A 16,791-nucleotide genomic window follows, 5' to 3' on the forward strand; every position below is an offset into this window, starting at 1 on the left:
GCGGCTTCTACCTCAATCACTGTTCAACCAAGGTTCAATCATGCTGGAATGGATTGCGGACCCCTCCGCCTGGGTCGCGCTCGCCACCCTGACCCTGCTCGAGATCGTGCTCGGCATCGACAACATCATTTTCATCTCCATCCTGGTGGGTCGCCTGCCGGAAGCCCAGCGCCAGAAAGCGCGCATCCTGGGGCTGGGGCTCGCCATGGGCACCCGCATCCTGCTGCTGCTCTCCCTGGCCTGGGTGATGCGCCTCACCGAGCCCCTCTTCACCGTGCTGGGGGAAGCCATCTCGGGACGGGATCTCATCTTGCTGGTGGGGGGTCTGTTCCTCATCGCCAAGAGCACCCACGAGATCCACCAGAGCCTGGAAGGGGCCGCCGAAGAGGCGGGTGTGGTGAGCAAGACCGCGGGCTTCCTGTCCACTCTGGTGCAGATCGCCATCCTCGACATCATCTTCAGCCTGGACTCCGTCATCACCGCCGTGGGCATGGCGGATCATGTCCCTGTCATGGTGCTGGCCATCATCATCGCCGTCGGCGTCATGATGTTTGCCGCCAAGGCCATCGGCGACTTCGTCGATACCCACCCCACCATCAAGATGCTGGCCCTCTCCTTCCTTATCCTGGTCGGGGTGGCGCTGATGGCCGAAGGGCTGGATCTGCACATTCCCAAGGGTTACATCTACTTCGCCATGGCCTTCTCGCTGGTGGTGGAGATGATCAACATCCGCCTGCGCGGCCACCAGGAGCGGGCCAAGTAAACCGCGACCTGCCGAGAGATGGCCAAACAAAAAGCGCGACCCAGGGTCGCGCTTTTTTATTGCCCCGCCAACGGGGCGCCTTGGGCTCAGAGGGCGTTGCGAGCGGCCACGGCGTCCGCCAGGTTGCGCAGCAGTACCTCGGTATCGGCCCAGCCGATGCAGGCGTCGGTGATGCTCTGGCCGAAGGTGAGCTCGCACCCGTCCACCAGATCCTGGCGCCCTTCCACCAGGTGACTCTCCACCATGACGCCGAACACCGCCTTGCTGCCGGCACGCAGCTGACCGGCCACGTCCTCGGCCACCAGCATCTGGTTCTTGAACTGCTTGCTGCTGTTGGCGTGGCTGAAGTCGATCATCACTTTCTGGGGCAGACCGGCCTTGTCCAGACCACTCACCACCTCATCCACGTGACGGGCGCTGTAGTTGGGCTCGCGGCCACCGCGCAGGATGATGTGACAGTCCGGGTTGCCAGCGGTCGAGACGATGGCGGAGTGGCCGTACTTGGTCACCGACAGGAAGTGGTGCGGGGCGCTGGCGGCGCCGATGGCGTCGATGGCCACCTTGATGGTGCCGTCGGTGCCGTTCTTGAAGCCCACCGGGCAGGAGAGACCGGAGGCCAGCTCGCGGTGTACCTGGGATTCGGTGGTACGGGCGCCGATGGCACCCCAGCTCATCAGATCCGCCACGTATTGCGGGGTGATCATGTCGAGGAACTCGGAGGCGGTCGGCAGCCCCATGTCGTTGAGATCCAGCAAGAGCTTGCGACCCAGGCGCAGGCCGTCATTGATCTGGCAGCTGTTGTCGAGGTAGGGATCGTTGATCAGCCCCTTCCAGCCCACTGTGGTACGGGGTTTTTCGAAGTAGACCCGCATCACGATCTCCAGCTGATCTTTCAGCTCGTCGCGCAGCACCTTGAGGCGCTTGCCGTATTCCAGGGCGGCGACCGGATCGTGGATGGAGCAGGGGCCGATCACCACCAGCAGGCGATCATCGTCGCCGGCCAGGATGTTGTGGATGGCCTGACGGGATTCAAACACGGTGGCCGAGGCGGTGTCGGTCGCCGGAAACTTCTCAAGCACCGCAACCGGGGGCAATAACTCTTTGATTTCACTGATACGAACGTCGTCGGTTTGATGCTGCATGACCAAGTTTCCTGCTAGATGACTGCGATAAAGAGATCTCAATCTAGCCCTGTGCCGGGTCGGTGTAAATAGAAAATTACATTCTTCGGCAAGGAATTTTATTATCGAACCTTGCAAGTTTGCATAATGCTGCTAGGAGGCATGAAAAAAGCGGGGGGCAGAGATGAAAAGGCCCGCACGAAGCGGGCCGAAAGGGCTCAAGCCTGACTGACGCTGGCCAGCTTGTCGAAGTAGTCCGGGAAGGTCTTGGAGGTGCAACCCGGATCATTGATGGTGACCGGCGTATCGGAGAGCGCCACCAGGGAGAAGCACATGGCGATGCGGTGATCGTTGTAGGTGTCGATGGCCGCGTGGGTCAGCTGTGCGGGCGGGATCACGGTGATGAAGTCGTGCCCCTCCTCCACTTCCACGCCCAGCTTGCGCAGCTCGGTCGCCATGGCGTGCAGGCGGTCGGTCTCCTTCACCCGCCAGTTGTAGATGTTGCGGATGGTGGTGGTGCCCTCGGCAAACAGCGCCGTGGTGGCGATGGTCATGGCCGCATCCGGGATGTGGTTCATGTCCATGTCGATGCCGTGCAACGGCCCCTGCTCGGCCTCGATGAAGTCATCGCCCCAGGTGATGCGAGCCCCCATCTTCTCCAGTACGTCAGCGAAGTGGATGTCCCCCTGGATGCTGTGCTTGCCGATGCCGGTAACCCGCACCTTGCCCTTGATGGCGCCCGCCGCGAGGAAGTAGGAGGCGCTGGAGGCATCCCCTTCCACCAGGAAGTCGCCTGGGCTGACATAGGTCTGGTTGCCCTTGATGTAGAACACCTTGTAGTCGTCGTGCTCGATGACCACCCCGAACTGTTTCATGATGTGCAGGGTGATGTCGATGTAGGGCTTGGAGACCAGCTCCCCCTTGATGTGGATGCGGGTGTCGCCGGCCGCCATGGGGGCCGCCATCAAAAACGCCGTCAGGAACTGGCTGGAGACGGAGCCGTCGATGTGGACATCGCCACCCCAGAGCCCCTTGGCATCCACCACCAGGGGCGGATAGCCATCTTTCTTCAGGTACTGGATGTGGGCACCCGCTTCGCGCAGGGCATCCACCAGGTGGCCGATGGGGCGCTCTTCCATGCGCGGCTCGCCGCCCAGGGTGTACTCGCCGGAGCCCAGGCACAGGGCGGCACACAGGGGGCGCATGGCAGTACCGGCATTGCCGAGGAACAGGTTGACCGGCGCCGAGACCGCGAAGCTGCGGCCCAGACCGTGCACGGTGCACTCGGTCTTGTCGGCGGAGAGCTTGTACTTGACGCCGAGCTGGGTCAGCGCCGCCAGCATGTGGCGGATGTCATCGCTGTCGAGCAGGTTGGTCAGCCGGGTGGTGCCCCGGGCCAGGGCCGCCAGCAGCAGGGCCCGGTTAGAGACACTCTTGGAGCCGGGCAAATTGACCACCCCGGCCACGCTAGAAATGGGTTCCAAACGCAACGAATTCATAGACTTCCTGTTCGATCTCAATTAAATCACCTGACCGGACGTTAACAGCCCGCGTCCCCCGCGGCAAGTTCGACAGTGGCACGACCTCGGGAGAGGGCGGCCTGGGTCAGGATGGGTCTGAAAAACAGACGCCGGGGAGTCCCCGGCGTCTGGCAATGGGGAGACACGCCTCAACCGTGGCGTTTGGCAAAGTCATCCATAAAGCTGACCAGGGCCTTGACCCCTTCCAGGGGCATGGCGTTGTAGAGGCTGGCGCGCATGCCACCGACGATGCGGTGTCCCTTGAGGGCCAGCAGACCGGCCGCTTCCGATTCCGCCAGGAACAGCTTGTCCAGAGCCTCGTTTTTCAGCTGGAAGGGCACGTTCATGCGGGAGCGGCAGGCCACATCCACCTTGTTGCCATAGAAGCTCGACTGATCGAGGTAGCCGTAGAGGAAGTCGGCCTTCTCCTTGTTGCGTGCTTCCATCGCCGCCAGGCCACCCTGCTCCTTGAGCCACTCGAACACCAGACCGGCCAGATACCAGGCGTAGGTGGGGGGCGTGTTGAACATGGAGTCGTTCTTGGCGGTGAGCTGGTAGTCGAAGATGGACGGCACATCGGCGCGGGCCTGGTTCAGCAGGTCATCGCGCACGATGGCGATGGCCAGACCAGAGGGGCCTATGTTCTTCTGGGCACCGGCGTAGAGGATGCCGAAGCGGCTCACGTCGAGGGGACGGGAGAGGATGGTGGAGGAGAGATCCGCCACCAGGGGCACATCGCCAGTGGCCGGGATGTCGAACATCTCGATGCCATCGATGGTTTCGTTCGGGCAGTAGTGCACATAGGCGGCATCGGCGCGAAACGCCGGCGTCGGCAATAGGTGGGAGACCCCCTGCTCGTTCTTGGCCACCCCCTGGAAGGTCTGGATGTCACCGTATTTCTGGGCTTCATCCACGGCGCTCTGGGCCCAGACGCCGGTCACCAGGTAATCTGCCTTCTTGTTGGCGCCACCCAGCAGGTTCATGGGCACGGCGGAGAACTGGCCGCGGCCACCGCCGTGCATGAAGAGCACCTTGTAGTTGTCCGGCACCGCCAGCAGGTCGCGCAGATCGCTTTCCGCCTTCTCGGCGACCGCCATATAGGGCTTGCCGCGATGGGAAAGCTCCATAACCGAGGCTCCCAGCCCCTGGAAATTACAAAATTCGCGCTGGGCGCGCTCCATGACTTCAACCGGCAACATGGCGGGGCCGGCGCAGAAGTTGTAAATCTGTTTGCTCATGACGCTTTCCGTGAATGGATGTGTGTGATCGGTGACTCGAACGTTTTTACACGACAGCCCCCCGTGGGGGCAAAGGCTTTTTGGGATCCAGCGCAACCTTTTGCCCCGGCGCCACCGGGCACCCATCAGACAAAAGCCCTGAACGGGCCAGGGCTTGCAGAGAATATGCATGGAAACAGGGGCGAGACAGCACGGACGGCTTTCTTCGCCCCTTTGTGGCAAATTTACAGCTTGGCGGTGAGCTCCGGCAGCAGGGTGAAGAGATCCCCCACCAGACCGTAGTCCGCCACCTGGAAGATGGGGGCCTCCGCGTCCTTGTTGATGGCGACGATCACCTTGGACTCCTTCATCCCCGCCAGATGCTGGATGGCGCCCGAGATGCCCACCGCGATGTAGAGCTCGGGGGCCACCACCTTGCCGGTCTGCCCCACCTGCAGGTCGTTGGAGACATAACCTGCATCCACGGCGGCCCGCGATGCCCCGACGGCAGCCCCCAGCTTGTCCGCCAGTGCGTCGATGAGGGCAAAGTGCTCTTTCGAGCCGAGTGCCCGCCCGCCGGAGACCACCACCCGGGCCGCCCCGAGCTCGGGTCTGGCGGAGCGCACCGCACGCCGCTCGATGAGCCGGGTACGGCAGCGCACCTCGGCCACCGGCAGCGATTCCATCACGGCACGCTCCTCCCCGGACCCGGCCTTGGCGAACGCGGTGGGCCGCACGGTGAGCACCTTGACGGGGGCGCTGCTCGCCACCCGGGCGATGGCGTTGCCCGCATAGATGGGACGCAGGAAAGTGTCGGGCCCCTCGATGCCGGTCACCTCGGCGATCATCTCCACCCCGAGCCTGGCCGCCACTCGCGGCAGCAGATCCTTGCCCTGGCTGCTGGCCGCCATCAGGCAGTGCTGGTAGTCCCTGGCCACCTCGGCGAGCAGTCTGTCGACCCCGTCGTTGAGCCCCTCCGCCAGCATGGGATGTTCTGCCAGCAGCACCCGGTTTACCCCCGTGAGGGCGGCGGCCTGCTCCCCCGCCTCCGTCAGCCCCTGCCCCAGCAGCAAGAGGTGCACCTCGCCCCCCAGGCGCCCCGCCGCCGTGACCAGCTGGGCCAGGTTGTCGGCGATCCGCCCCTGATGATGTTCCGCAATCACAAGTACGCTCATGGCAGCACCTTCATGTCATCCATTGATCCCTTGCTCCCCTGGGCCGCTGCCCCATGCATGGCGCTCACGCCTGTGGGAGGCATCCCTCTCATGCCCCTGCCCATCAGAGCACCCGGGCTTCGTGCTTGAGCTTGTCCAGCAGCTCGTCCACCGAGCCCACCCTGATGCCGGCGCTGCGTACCGGCGGCGCCATCACTCCGAGCTGCCGTGTCTGGCCGGCCGGCACTACCCCAAGGGCGGCGAACGGCTGGCTCTCCAGCGGCTTGCGCTTGGCCTTCATGATGTTGGGGAGGGAGGCGAAGCGCGGCTCGTTGAGGCGCAAGTCCACGGTCACCACGGCGGGCAGCGCCATGCCGAGGGTCTCGAGGCCACCGTCTATCTCGCGGGTCACTTGCAATTCCCCCTCCACCAGCCTGATGGCGGAGGCGAAGGTGGCAAGCGGCCAGTCATTGAGGGCGGCGAGCATCTGCCCCACCTGGTTGTTGTCGGAATCGATTGACTGTTTGCCGAGCAGCACCAGGTCGGGCTGCTCCTGCCCGCACACCGTTTGCAGGGCCCGGGCCACGGTGAGCGGAGTCAGGGTCTCGCCGGTAACATAGTGCAGCGCCCGATCCGCCCCCAGCGCCAGGGCATGGCGCAACTGCTCGGCCGCCGCCTCGGGGCCGAAGGTCACCACCACCAGCTCGGATGCCACGCCGGCTTCCCGCAGCCTCACCCCCTCCTCCACCGCGATTTCACAAAACGGGTTGATGCCCATCTTCACATTGGCGAGCTCCACATCGGAGCCATCCCCCTTGACCCGGATCCTGACGTTGTAATCAACGACCCGTTTGACTGCGACCAGCAGCTTCATGGCGGTCATCCCTTATACCTGTTGTGTGGGTCCACCTTGTCGTCACTCACTTTTCTGCTGACAAAGTGGTTTACGTTTACGTAAACTACCAGCACTACCCTAGGCCAAGTCGAGCACAGAGGCAAGATGGAACGCGAAGCAATGGAATTTGATGTCGTCATCGTCGGTGGCGGCCCGGCAGGCCTGAGCGCCGCCATCGCATTGAAGCAGCAGGCCCCGGCCCTCTCGGTCTGCCTGCTGGAGAAGGGGGCCGAGATAGGCGCCCACCTCATCTCCGGCGCCCTGCTCGATCCCTTCGCCCTCAGGGAGCTGCTGCCAGAGAGCTGGCAGGAGGCCCCCCTCGGCGTGCCGGTGACGGATGATCAGGTCCATCTGCTGCAAAGCGACAGCCGCTCCCTGCAACTGCCCCACTGGGCGGTGCCACCCCGCATGCACAACGACGGCAGCCACATCATCAGCCTCGGCACCCTCTGCCGCTGGCTCGGCAAGCAGGCCGAGGCCCTCGGAGTCGAGATCTACCCGGGCTTTGCGGCGAGCACCCTCATCGTGAAGGAGGGCCGGGTGCGCGGGGTGGTGACCGGCGATCTTGGCCTCGACAAGGAGGGCAACCCCAAGCCGGATCACGTGCCCGGCATGGCCCTGTATGGCCGCTATACCCTGTTTGCCGAAGGGGCGCGCGGCCACCTCGGCAAACAGCTGATCGCCCGATTCCATCTGGAAAATACCGCCCAGCCGCAGCATTACGCCATCGGCTTCAAGGAGGTGTGGCAGGTGCCTGCGGGACAATCCCATCCTGGGCGGGTGCTCCATGGCAGCGGCTGGCCCCTTGGTGAGGGAAAGGGCAACAAGAGTCAGGGGGGCTTTTATCTCTATCATCTGGCCCAGGATCAGGTGGCAGTCGGCCTTATCGTCGATCTCAACTACCAGAATCCCTGGCTCAGCCCCTTCGACGAATTCCAGCGTCTCAAGCACCACCCCCTCATCGCGGCAACGTTGCAGGGGGGCGAGCGCATCAGCTACGGCGCACGGGCCATCACCAAGGGGGGCTGGCACTCATTGCCGCGCATGCACTTTCCGGGCGGCCTGCTCATCGGCTGTGATGCGGGCACCCTGGACTTCTCCCGCATCAAGGGGATCCACACCGCCATGAAGTCAGGCATGGTGGCCGCCGCGACGGTCGCCATGGCACTGCGAGGAGGGGATGAAGGGGGACGGGATCTGGCCGAGTTTCAGGACGCGCTGCTGCAAAGCTGGCTGACCCGGGAACTGAAGAGGGCCCGCAACGTTGGGGCCGCACTGCACCGCTTCGGCCCCTGGCTCGGCGGCGCCTTCAACTGGCTGGAGCAGCGACTCTTTGCCTTGACCTCTCCTTTTACTCTGCTGGACAAGGAGCCGGATTACCGCCAGCTGCGCCAGGCCAGCCGTTGCCAGCCCATCGACTACCCCAAACCCGACGGCAAGCTCAGCTTCGACAAGCTCTCCTCCGTCTATCTGGCCAGCACCAGCCACGACGAGGATCAACCCTGTCACCTGACCCTTCAGGACGCGCGCATTCCGGTCGAGGTCAACCTGCCCACCTGGGCCGAACCCGCCCAGCGCTACTGCCCGGCGGGGGTGTTCGAGATCCTCGATGGGGATACCCGGCCAAGGCTGCAGATCAACGCCGCCAACTGCATTCACTGCAAAACCTGCGACATCAAGGATCCCAGCCAGAATATCGTCTGGACGCCGCCCCAGGGCGGCTCGGGCCCCAACTATCCCAATATGTAACAGGCTTGCCCACGCAAACCAGAGCAGATAACAAGGAGACGCAGCCCCGGAACACCGCCCGGAGACCGTTTCCTGCGCTTGGCCGGGGGCTGTCGCAGGGCGACAAGCAACCTGCCATTCCCGCCGGTGAGCCCGGGCCCTCCTCCACTCCAGGGCGAACAAAGGAGGCGACGCCGGGATCGCCCGCATCGGGGTCGCCACGGCTGATCCGACCTCGCCGCTTTTTTGAGCGAACAGGCTGAACCCCTGATGAATAGGCCCTGACAAGCGGGTCCCGCCCCTGTATAGTTCGCCGCATTCAGGTTGTCCATCGGCCTCGTTATGCTATTTCATGGGATCGCTTTCCGTGCGATCTAAGGCCGCATGAACCTGTGCAACCATCCCTGATTACCCATGACTTCTTAAGGGGGGACAGATGATCACCGCCTACATTCTCAACAACAAGGTGCTGGACATAGTCACGCTCGGGCCGGATGACATCGTTCCCGACAACACCGTCTGGCTGGATGCCTACAAGCCGGACACAGCGGAGCGAGAATGGTTGACGGGCCTGTTCCTGGAGGAGGTGCCGGACAAGGAGGAGCTCGATGACATCGAGGCATCCGCCCGCTTCTACTGGGACACCGACGGTCTGCACATCCACTCCCTGTTTCCCCAGCGCATCGGTCGCGACACCAAGGGTGTGCACGTCTCTTTTACCCTGCGCAACAACCTGCTGATCAGCATCCGCGAGGATGACATCGGCCTGGTGCGTCTGCTGCGCCACTACATGCGTCAGGACAGGCTGGAGGTCGAAGACGCCCTCGACATCCTGCTGGAGGTGCAGAACCTCAAGGTGGAGTACCTCTCGGATCTCATCGAGGATGGCTACAAGACCCTGGAGAACACCGCCGATCAGATCTTCGAGCCGGACCAGATCAACCCCATGCTCAAGGAGCTGATGGCCCAAGAAGAGGCCAACGGCCAGATCCGTCTCTCCCTGCACGATACCCGCCGCGCCCTGCGCTTTCTCAAACGCAGTCTGCGCCAGCGCATGACGGGGGAGCAGAACAAGTGGATCGACGAGATGCTGCACGACGTGGAATCCCTGCTGCCCCATACCCAGTTCCTGTTCGACAAGATCAACTTCCAGCTGGAGGCCTCCATGGGGGTGACCAATCTGGAGCAGAACAAGGTGATCAAGATCTTCTCGGTAGCCGCGGTGATCTTCCTGCCGCCGACGCTCATCGCCAGCATCTACGGCATGAACTTTGGCCGCATGCCGGAGCTCGCCTGGGAGTATGGCTATCCCCTCTCCCTGGTGCTGATGGTGATGTCATCGCTGGGCACCGGTCTCTTCTTCAAGCGAAAAGGCTGGCTGTGACGCCGGAACCCGGCAACTAAAGACTGCGGATTGGGGGGCCTGGCCCCCCGATTAATTCCCGGCCGTTGCCGGCCTTGCAATGGCCTGCCCTGTGCCCCATATCCCCTTCATCACTCGCACTGCATGAATGGATACCGGGCCACCATGACCCTCTACCCCGAACACCGTTACGACGATCACGGCCAGTTGCGCCCCCCGCTCTGGTTCTGGCCCATCGCCCTCTTGCTGACCCGCTCGGTCTGGCTGTTTCTGATGGCGGGGGTCACCCGGGAGAGTGGCAGCGCCATCCTGACCCTCTTCTACCCGGACAAGCTCGCCCTCTATGTGAGCCTGCTGACGGACGTGCCCGCCATGCTGGCGCTGCTCGCCTGCGGCGGCACCCATCGCCAGACCCACAGTGCCAGAGCCTGGCTCAGACGCCACAGCCGCGCCCTGCTGCTTTGCTCTGCCGTCAGCGGCCTGCTGATACAACTGCACAGCCTCAATCTGCAACAGTGGTCGTTCAACTGGCCCACAGCCCTGGTGCTCATCGCCAGCCTCTGGGCACTCTGGTATCTGCTAAGAAGCCGCCAGTTGCGGGATTACGCCCTGGATCAACCCCACTGACAGGCTGGTTCACTGGCGCGTGACCCGGATCTGCAGAGTCTGGCGTTCGCTGCCGCTGGCCCCGCCCATGCCTGATGGATTGGCGATCGCCGCCTCCCGGCTGCCTTGGGTTGTGGAAAGCTCCCCCACCGTCAGCCACTGGCCCGGGGCGCCGCTCACCTCGGTGGCACTCTGGCCGGTGTGTATGTTGCCCCGCTCCACTCTTGCCTGTTCACTGCTGAGGGCCACCTGCACCCTGTCCCCTATCAGGGTCGCGGTGGCGTAGAGACCGTTCATCAGCGGCATCATGCCCACTACCCTTCCCCCCTGCCACTGGTAAAAGGTGACCGGCTGATAGGACCCCATCTGCAACAACACGGGCCGCCCGGAGAGGCCACGCACCTGCCAGTTGTCACTCTGGCTGCGTTCATAGTGCCGGGCATCCCCCTCCAGCAACCACTGCCGTTTGGCATCCAGGCCCAGCCCCACTCCGGCCTGCTGACGGCTGGAAGCGCCATCCACCCGCCACTCGATGAGCAGGCTTTGGGGCGGCTGGTTCACTTGCGCCAGGGTACGCTCGGCCTCCTGCAACTGGGCGGGGGTTCCGCTCAGTACCAGCTGGTTGCCCATGGCGCTCACCCCGAGATCCGGGTAGATCTCCTTGAGCGTCTGCACCGCGGCATCCGCCTCGAATACCGGTATGACCTTCACTTCGGCCCTCAGAGGCAATGCCAGCAACAGGCAGCACCCCAGCCCCCAATACCCTGATCCTGCGCGCATCTTCTCCTCCCGGCGTTCACCGCCACCCTCTCGCTTCCTGCCATCATGGTCCATGGCGCCCCGATTGCAACGGGCCTGGTATGCAACCCCACACAGAGGCACCTGATCAAGACTCGTTAAGATACCAGTCAATACAAATAAAAATGGTTATCATTTGTTGTCACAACAAAAACCCTCGGATACAATTCGGACTCATTTTTTCGAGTCAGCCTCTGATGAAGCCAGAATCCGTCGCATCCACCCCTGCCGCCATCCACCTGGCGCTGCTCATCAACATGCTCTCCATGGGCTGCATGATGATGGTGATGCCCCTTGGCCCGGAACTGGTAACCCGCCTGGGGATGCTGCCGGAGCAGACAGGTTACTTCAGCGGTGGCGCAACTCTGGGAGCCGCCCTGCTGGGCCTCCTGGCCGCCCCCTGGCTCGATCGGGTCAACCGCAAACCCGCCCTGCTGGTGCTGCTGGTCCTGCGCTTCCTGCTCTTGATGGCTTGCGTCCTGGCCGAGGATAGCCAGACCCTGCTGCTGATCTTTATCCTGTCCGGCTGCGTGGCCGGCCCCCTGGGTGCCATCCTGATGGCGGCGGTGCTGGATCTGGTACCGCCCGCCGAGCGGGGCCGCCGCCTCGCCTACGTGGGCATGGCGTTTTCCCTGGCCGCCATTCTGATCGTGCCCGCGGCCCTCGTGCTGGCCCAGTGGTCTGGCTGGCAGAGCCCCTTCCTCTTGTTCGGTGCAAGCGGTCTGCTGCTGGCCCTGCTGTGTGCCATCTGGCTGCCGTCCCTGCCGGTCAACCGGGCCCCGGCAGGCCAGGGGATGCGCCAGTTGCTGGGGTCACCGCTCTGCCAGGGAGCCCTCTTCATCCTCTGCCTGCAGATGTTCGGCCACTTCCTGCTCATTCCGCACTTTGCCAACTACTTCCAGTTCAACCTGGGTTTCCCGCGCGAGCAGATCGCCAGCCTCTATCTGTGCGGCGGCCTTGCCAGCATGGCCACCATGCGCCTGTGCGGCGTCTGGATCGATCAGGGCCGCGCCCAGGGCGCCATCCTGCTCACCAGCCTGGCCCTGGCCCTGATCACCCTGGTGGGCTTTGCCTTGCCGGCAGGCCTGCCTCTCTATCTGCTGTTCACCCTCTTCATGGCCCTGAGCTCCGCCCGTGCCAGCACCACCCTCGCGGTCACGGCGGCCATTCCGGCCCCCCACCAGCGCGCCGCCTTCATGTCTTTCCAGGGCTCGATCACCAATGTGGCGGCGGGCCTCGGCAGCCTGCTCTCCGCCAGATATCTGGTCTCCGACGAGGGGGGCGCCCTGCACGGTTTCCCCACCCTGGCCTGGATCAACATTGCATGCACCCTGGTGGCCTGCGCCGGTGTCTGGTTCCTCATCCGGGGCCTGAAGAGCACAAGAGATAACAATAATCCTGCCTCTGGCACCGCCAGACAAGGAAGTCAGTGAGCACCGGATCAGAAGAATCCGGACCCCATAACCTCAGTTATATCCATGGAGTTTTTGACAATGCAGTTGCAGCACGGCCTCTTTAAACTGAACCCCATTCTGCTCTCCCTTGGTCTGCTGGCCGTACCGGGCCTGGCCCAGGCCGAGTCCGTCAAGGCCAACGAGACGGTGGTGGTCACCGCCACCCAGACCAAACACACCGAGCTGACCGCCCCGGCCAGCGTCTCCGTGGTCACCCGCGCCGATCTGGACAAGATGAACGTCAACAACATCGGCGATGCCCTCAAGCACGTTCCCGGTGTCAACATCATCGGCACCAACCCCACGGGTCGCAACGAGATCAAGATCCGCGGCATGGGCGGTGACTACACCCTGCTGCTGGTCAACGGCAAGCGGGTCAACGCCCGCGAGACCCTGGGCAGCTCCTTTGGCAACGACTTCGACTTAAGCTCCATTCCCATGGCCGCCATCGAGCGCATCGAAGTGATCCGCGGTCCCGTCTCCTCCCTGTACGGGGCCGATGCCCTCGGCGGCGTGGTCAACGTGATCCTGCGCCAGGCCAAGGAGAACACCGAAGCGGCCGTCGGCTACACCCACACCATGCCCACCAAGGGGGATGGCGGGGATGCCAACCAGGGTAGCGCCTTCGTCTCCGGCGCCCTGATCGACAACAAGCTGCTGGGCAGCGTGGTGGTGGAAGGCTATCAGCGGGATCGCTGGAAGAGCGATCAGTCCAATAACCCGGATGCCGACGCCCTGGAGAAACGGGAAGTGGTCAACGTGCTCTCCAGCCTGAAGTGGCTGGTGGCCGACAACCAGGACATCGACTTCGATCTGGGTTACAACCAGAACGACATGGACAGCTACTTCAACAACGTGCCCCGTGCCCCGACCGCACCGGCCACCCCCCACAACGTGCAGAAACTCGATCGCCTGAGCCTGGGGCTGACCCATAACGGCCGTTGGGAACACTTCGACAGCCGCGCTCGTTACTACTTCGAGCAGACCGATCTGATGGATGACTCCCAGCTCAACGGTGGTGCCGCCGACATCACCCAGACCAACAACACGGTGGATGGCCAGTTGAGCGGCTACCTCGGGGATCACCTGCTGACCTCGGGTGCAGAGTTCCGCAAGACCGAGCTGGAGCACAGCCGCAGCATCCAGAACGGCAGTGTGGATGCGAGCCAGAGCGCTCTCTACCTGCAAGACGAGTTCGGCTTTGGGGATCTGGCCCTGACGCTCTCCGGCCGTCTGGATCACCACGAGACCTATGGCAACGAGTTCAGCCCCCGTGCCTACGCCCTCTACTCCCTGAGTGACGAGTGGGTGATCAAGGGCGGCGCTGGCAAGGCGTTCAAGGCCCCGACCCTGGCCCAGTCCAGCGAAGGGTTCGCCACCACCGCCTGCCGCGGCGCCTGCAAGGTGATAGGCAACCCGGATCTGAAGCCGGAAACCTCCGTCAGCTACGAGCTTGGCACCGCCTACAACGCCGATCGCTTCGGCGCAGGCGTGACCGGCTTCCACAACGAGATCGAGGATCTGATCCAGAGCGATCAGTGGGGCCCGGGCTACCGTCCGACCGTCATGACCTACCTCAACGTCAAGAAGGCCCGCATCAAGGGGCTGGAGCTGACCGGCTGGTTCGACGTGCTCGACAACGTGCAGCTGACCGGCAACCTGACCCTGCTGGACTCCGAAGACAAGAGCACGGGTGACGATCTGGCCAAGACCCCGGATCACACCGGCAACATCGGCCTGGACTGGAAGGCGAGCGACGTGGTCAGCGCCAACCTGGCCTGGCAGTATGTCGGCAGCCAGGTGATCAAGGTGCCGGCCCGCAACGCCCAGGCATTCACCTCCAAGCACTACCAGACCCTGGACGTGAACACCAAGTGGACCGTCACGCCGGCCCTGGACTTCAAGCTCGGCATCACCAACCTCACCAACACCCAGCGTGACGAGGTGGCGACCGACGCCGACTTCATCCTGGAAGGTCGCACCGTCTACGCAGGGGTCGATTACAAGCTGTAATCCATCCTGTATGCGGGAGCCCCGGTCGCGGAGCTCCCTTTTTGCGTTTCTGCCTCCCCGAATTCAAGGAGTCATTGAGTGCTCAGATACCAAGCTCGGCTGTTCTGGCTCGGCGTGCTGCTCCTCTTCCTGCTGATTTGTCTGTCACTGGCCACCGGGGCCGGTGTCTATGGTGGCCGCGAGGTCGCCGGTTTCCTGATGGGCGATCCCGCCTTCGTGGCCGATGAAAAGCTCGCCATGATAGTCCATACCCTGCGCCTGCCCCGCACCCTGGCAGCCCTGGTGGTGGGGGCGTCACTCTCCCTGGCGGCTTCCATGCTGCAAAGTGCCACCCGCAACCCTCTGGCCGAACCCGGCCTGCTCGGGGTCAATGCTGGCGCCGTCTTTGCTCTGGTGATCGGCCTCACCTGGTTTGGCGTCGAATCCGCCTACGGGTATCTGCTCTGGTCCGGCATGGGGGCCCTGCTCGGCAACCTCATCGTGCTGGGCCTCGGCCTCATGGTGGGACGCTCCAACCCCCTCAAGCTCATCCTGGTAGGGGTCGCCCTCTCCGCCACCTTCGGCGGTCTTTCCAACTTCCTGCTGCTCTCCAACCGGGTGGTGCTGGAGCAGTTCCGCTTCTGGAACTTAGGGTCCCTTGCCGCCTCCAGTCTGGAAGCGGTACTCACCGTGGTCCCCTTCGCCCTGGCCGCCCTGCTGCTGACCCTGGCGCTCTGTCGCCCTCTCACCCTGATGCAGATGGGGGATCACCAGTCCAGGGCCCTCGGCATCCGCCCCACCCGGGTGCGGATCGGCGTGCTCTTGGCCGCAACGCTCTTCACCGCCTGCGCCATCGCCATCGCCGGTCCCATCGGCTTTGTCGGCTTCCTCGCCGCCTACTGCGCCCGCCTGGTGGAGCCGGTTCGCCTCGCCATCCAGGTGCGCTTCTCCGCCCTGTTCGGGGTGCTCTTTCTGCTCGGTGCCGATGTGCTGGCCCGCTGGCTGATCCAGCCCTACGAGCTGCCCAACGGCGTCATTCTGGCGCTCATCGGGGCGCCCGTGCTCATCCTGGTGGTGCGCAGCGGCGGCTTCCGCTCCCTGCTGGCCGTCAAATAAGGTGCCACGCCCATGAAGAACTCTCTCTCACTCCCGAGCGGCACCCTCTGCCTTCGCCTTGGCAGCCGCACCCTGTTGCTGCACCGCCGCGCCTGGCTCATCACCCTGGGGCTCCTGGTCACCCTCACCCTGCTCTCCCTGCTGGCCCTCACCCTGGGTTCCGGCAAGATCACCATGATGGGGGTGATCCAGACCCTGCTCGGGGAGGGAAGCCGACTCGATCAGGTGACCGTCTTCAAGATCCGACTGCCGCGCCTGCTGGCGGTGCTGGTGGCTGGCGCCGCCATGGGACTCTCGGGCTGCCTGGTGCAGACCCTGGTGCGAAACCGCCTCGCCACCCCGGACATGATCGGGGTCAACGAGGGGGCATCCCTGGCCATCATCATCTTCTCCCTCTATCTGACCCTGGGTACCTGGCCCTGGTGGGCCGCCCCCTTCGGCGCCCTGTTTGCCGCCGCCGTGCTCTATGCCCTGTGCAACAAGCCGGGGGAGCAGGGCTACCTGTTCGTGGTGATCGGCATCGGGGTCTCGGAGCTGATGAACGCCCTCGGCCAGTTCGTCATGTCCACCCAGTCCCTGGTGCACCTCACCAGCCTCTATCTGTGGAACATGGGCAACTTCGTCGGTCAGGGCTATGGCACCTTGCTGCCGGTAAGCCTGCTGCTCCTGCTCATCTGTCCCTGGACCGTCTGTCTCTCCCGCTCCCTTGGCGTGCTGCGCCTGGGGCCGGTCACCGCCCGCACCCTGGGGGTCAACGTGAACCGGGTGCAGCTCGGGGTGCTGGCCCAGGCCATCATCGTCGCAGCCCTTGGCACCGCCATCGGCGGCCCCGTGGTTTTCATCGCCATGGCGGCCCCCATCCTTGCCTCCTGGCTCAGCCGGGATCGCATCGTGCCGCTCTGGATTGCCGCCCTGTGCGGCGCCCTGATGCTGCTCGCAAGCGACACCCTGGTGCGGGTGCTGGCCAGCCCCCACGAAGTGGCTACCGGCATCATGACCCGTATTCTCGGCGGCCTGCTGCTGCTCTTCATCCTGCTCAAAGATCGCCAGAAGGCCGACTGACC

14 protein-coding genes are annotated in these 16,791 nt (G+C 63.9%); 8 read left to right on the forward strand and 6 right to left on the reverse strand.

Annotated elements, in window-relative coordinates; translation table 11 throughout:
• The first annotated feature begins 40 nt into the window (after positions 1 to 40).
• Positions 41 to 763 (forward strand): TerC family protein, encoded by a 723-nt coding sequence (locus AB5Y93_RS19105; protein ID WP_010674455.1) that lies wholly within the window; start codon positions 41 to 43, stop codon positions 761 to 763.
• Positions 764 to 849: 86 nt separating this feature from the next.
• Here AB5Y93_RS19105 and aroG read toward each other — a convergent pair whose 3' ends face one another.
• The 5 genes from aroG to AB5Y93_RS19130 all read right to left on the reverse strand — a co-directional run bounded on the left by aroG (position 850) and on the right by AB5Y93_RS19130 (position 6,649).
• Complete coding sequence (gene aroG / locus AB5Y93_RS19110; RefSeq protein ID WP_041212942.1) at positions 850 to 1,905, reverse strand: 3-deoxy-7-phosphoheptulonate synthase AroG; 1,056 nt, start codon at positions 1,903 to 1,905, stop codon at positions 850 to 852.
• A 197-nt stretch (positions 1,906 to 2,102) separates the two neighbouring features.
• The gene (gene aroA, locus AB5Y93_RS19115) at positions 2,103 to 3,383 is read right to left on the reverse strand and encodes a 3-phosphoshikimate 1-carboxyvinyltransferase (RefSeq protein ID WP_041212941.1); all 1,281 of its coding nucleotides are present in this window, start codon (positions 3,381 to 3,383) and stop codon (positions 2,103 to 2,105) included.
• 170 nt (positions 3,384 to 3,553) lie between these two features.
• Positions 3,554 to 4,642, reverse strand: coding sequence for a 3-phosphoserine/phosphohydroxythreonine transaminase (gene serC, locus AB5Y93_RS19120; protein WP_257711181.1), 1,089 nt, complete (start codon positions 4,640 to 4,642; stop codon positions 3,554 to 3,556).
• Positions 4,643 to 4,866: 224 nt separating this feature from the next.
• Positions 4,867 to 5,796 (reverse strand): electron transfer flavoprotein subunit alpha/FixB family protein, encoded by a 930-nt coding sequence (locus tag AB5Y93_RS19125; protein WP_042017251.1) that lies wholly within the window; start codon positions 5,794 to 5,796, stop codon positions 4,867 to 4,869.
• A gap of 103 nt (positions 5,797 to 5,899) precedes the next feature.
• Positions 5,900 to 6,649: an electron transfer flavoprotein subunit beta/FixA family protein gene (locus tag AB5Y93_RS19130; RefSeq protein WP_039038996.1), complete on the reverse strand. Its 750-nt coding sequence runs from the start codon at positions 6,647 to 6,649 to the stop codon at positions 5,900 to 5,902.
• A gap of 126 nt (positions 6,650 to 6,775) precedes the next feature.
• Between AB5Y93_RS19130 and AB5Y93_RS19135 the strand changes: the two genes are divergently transcribed.
• The 3 genes from AB5Y93_RS19135 to AB5Y93_RS19145 all read left to right on the forward strand — a co-directional run bounded on the left by AB5Y93_RS19135 (position 6,776) and on the right by AB5Y93_RS19145 (position 10,388).
• The gene (locus AB5Y93_RS19135) at positions 6,776 to 8,419 is read left to right on the forward strand and encodes an electron transfer flavoprotein-ubiquinone oxidoreductase (RefSeq protein ID WP_368230129.1); all 1,644 of its coding nucleotides are present in this window, start codon (positions 6,776 to 6,778) and stop codon (positions 8,417 to 8,419) included.
• Between the two features lie 415 nt (positions 8,420 to 8,834).
• Positions 8,835 to 9,782 carry a magnesium/cobalt transporter CorA gene (gene corA / locus AB5Y93_RS19140; RefSeq protein ID WP_005301617.1) on the forward strand — a complete coding sequence of 316 codons (948 nt, stop codon included), beginning with the start codon at positions 8,835 to 8,837 and terminating at the stop codon, positions 9,780 to 9,782.
• Between the two features lie 144 nt (positions 9,783 to 9,926).
• Complete coding sequence (locus tag AB5Y93_RS19145; RefSeq protein WP_368230131.1) at positions 9,927 to 10,388, forward strand: DUF2919 domain-containing protein; 462 nt, start codon at positions 9,927 to 9,929, stop codon at positions 10,386 to 10,388.
• 9 nt (positions 10,389 to 10,397) lie between these two features.
• Here the strand turns inward: AB5Y93_RS19145 and AB5Y93_RS19150 are convergent, their stop codons facing one another.
• The gene (locus AB5Y93_RS19150; RefSeq protein ID WP_103259986.1) at positions 10,398 to 11,147 is read right to left on the reverse strand and encodes a hypothetical protein; all 750 of its coding nucleotides are present in this window, start codon (positions 11,145 to 11,147) and stop codon (positions 10,398 to 10,400) included.
• Between the two features lie 215 nt (positions 11,148 to 11,362).
• Here AB5Y93_RS19150 and AB5Y93_RS19155 point away from each other — a divergent pair, with 215 nt between their 5' ends.
• The 4 genes from AB5Y93_RS19155 (at position 11,363) to AB5Y93_RS19170 (ending at position 16,789) form a co-directional block, all read left to right on the forward strand.
• Positions 11,363 to 12,598 carry an MFS transporter gene (locus tag AB5Y93_RS19155; RefSeq protein WP_368230133.1) on the forward strand — a complete coding sequence of 412 codons (1,236 nt, stop codon included), beginning with the start codon at positions 11,363 to 11,365 and terminating at the stop codon, positions 12,596 to 12,598.
• A gap of 60 nt (positions 12,599 to 12,658) precedes the next feature.
• Complete coding sequence (locus AB5Y93_RS19160; RefSeq protein WP_042017256.1) at positions 12,659 to 14,632, forward strand: siderophore amonabactin TonB-dependent receptor; 1,974 nt, start codon at positions 12,659 to 12,661, stop codon at positions 14,630 to 14,632.
• A gap of 78 nt (positions 14,633 to 14,710) precedes the next feature.
• Positions 14,711 to 15,727 carry an amonabactin ABC transporter permease subunit 2 gene (locus AB5Y93_RS19165; RefSeq protein WP_010674444.1) on the forward strand — a complete coding sequence of 339 codons (1,017 nt, stop codon included), beginning with the start codon at positions 14,711 to 14,713 and terminating at the stop codon, positions 15,725 to 15,727.
• Between the two features lie 12 nt (positions 15,728 to 15,739).
• Entirely contained in the window at positions 15,740 to 16,789 is a 1,050-nt protein-coding gene (locus AB5Y93_RS19170) for an amonabactin ABC transporter permease subunit 1 (protein ID WP_368230135.1), read from the forward strand.
• Positions 16,790 to 16,791: the final 2 nt, after the last annotated feature.

The sequence above is a fragment of the Aeromonas sp. R10-1 genome (assembly GCF_040908465.1).
In the GTDB taxonomy this organism is placed as follows: domain Bacteria; phylum Pseudomonadota; class Gammaproteobacteria; order Enterobacterales; family Aeromonadaceae; genus Aeromonas; species Aeromonas caviae.

Excerpts from the sequence above, each read along its gene's own strand:
- AB5Y93_RS19145 (WP_368230131.1), top strand. The coding sequence starts at position 9,927 with ATGACCCTCTACCCCGAACACCGTTACGACGATCACGGCCAGTTGCGC.
- AB5Y93_RS19155 (WP_368230133.1), top strand. The coding sequence starts at position 11,363 with ATGAAGCCAGAATCCGTCGCATCCACCCCTGCCGCCATCCACCTGGCG.
- AB5Y93_RS19160 (WP_042017256.1), top strand. The coding sequence starts at position 12,659 with ATGCAGTTGCAGCACGGCCTCTTTAAACTGAACCCCATTCTGCTCTCC.
- AB5Y93_RS19130 (WP_039038996.1), bottom strand. The coding sequence starts at position 6,649 with ATGAAGCTGCTGGTCGCAGTCAAACGGGTCGTTGATTACAACGTCAGG.
- serC (WP_257711181.1), bottom strand. The coding sequence starts at position 4,642 with ATGAGCAAACAGATTTACAACTTCTGCGCCGGCCCCGCCATGTTGCCG.
- corA (WP_005301617.1), top strand. The coding sequence starts at position 8,835 with ATGATCACCGCCTACATTCTCAACAACAAGGTGCTGGACATAGTCACG.
- AB5Y93_RS19105 (WP_010674455.1), top strand. The coding sequence starts at position 41 with ATGCTGGAATGGATTGCGGACCCCTCCGCCTGGGTCGCGCTCGCCACC.
- aroA (WP_041212941.1), bottom strand. The coding sequence starts at position 3,383 with ATGAATTCGTTGCGTTTGGAACCCATTTCTAGCGTGGCCGGGGTGGTC.
- AB5Y93_RS19135 (WP_368230129.1), top strand. The coding sequence starts at position 6,776 with ATGGAACGCGAAGCAATGGAATTTGATGTCGTCATCGTCGGTGGCGGC.
- AB5Y93_RS19150 (WP_103259986.1), bottom strand. The coding sequence starts at position 11,147 with ATGCGCGCAGGATCAGGGTATTGGGGGCTGGGGTGCTGCCTGTTGCTG.
- aroG (WP_041212942.1), bottom strand. The coding sequence starts at position 1,905 with ATGCAGCATCAAACCGACGACGTTCGTATCAGTGAAATCAAAGAGTTA.
- AB5Y93_RS19170 (WP_368230135.1), top strand. The coding sequence starts at position 15,740 with ATGAAGAACTCTCTCTCACTCCCGAGCGGCACCCTCTGCCTTCGCCTT.
- AB5Y93_RS19125 (WP_042017251.1), bottom strand. The coding sequence starts at position 5,796 with ATGAGCGTACTTGTGATTGCGGAACATCATCAGGGGCGGATCGCCGAC.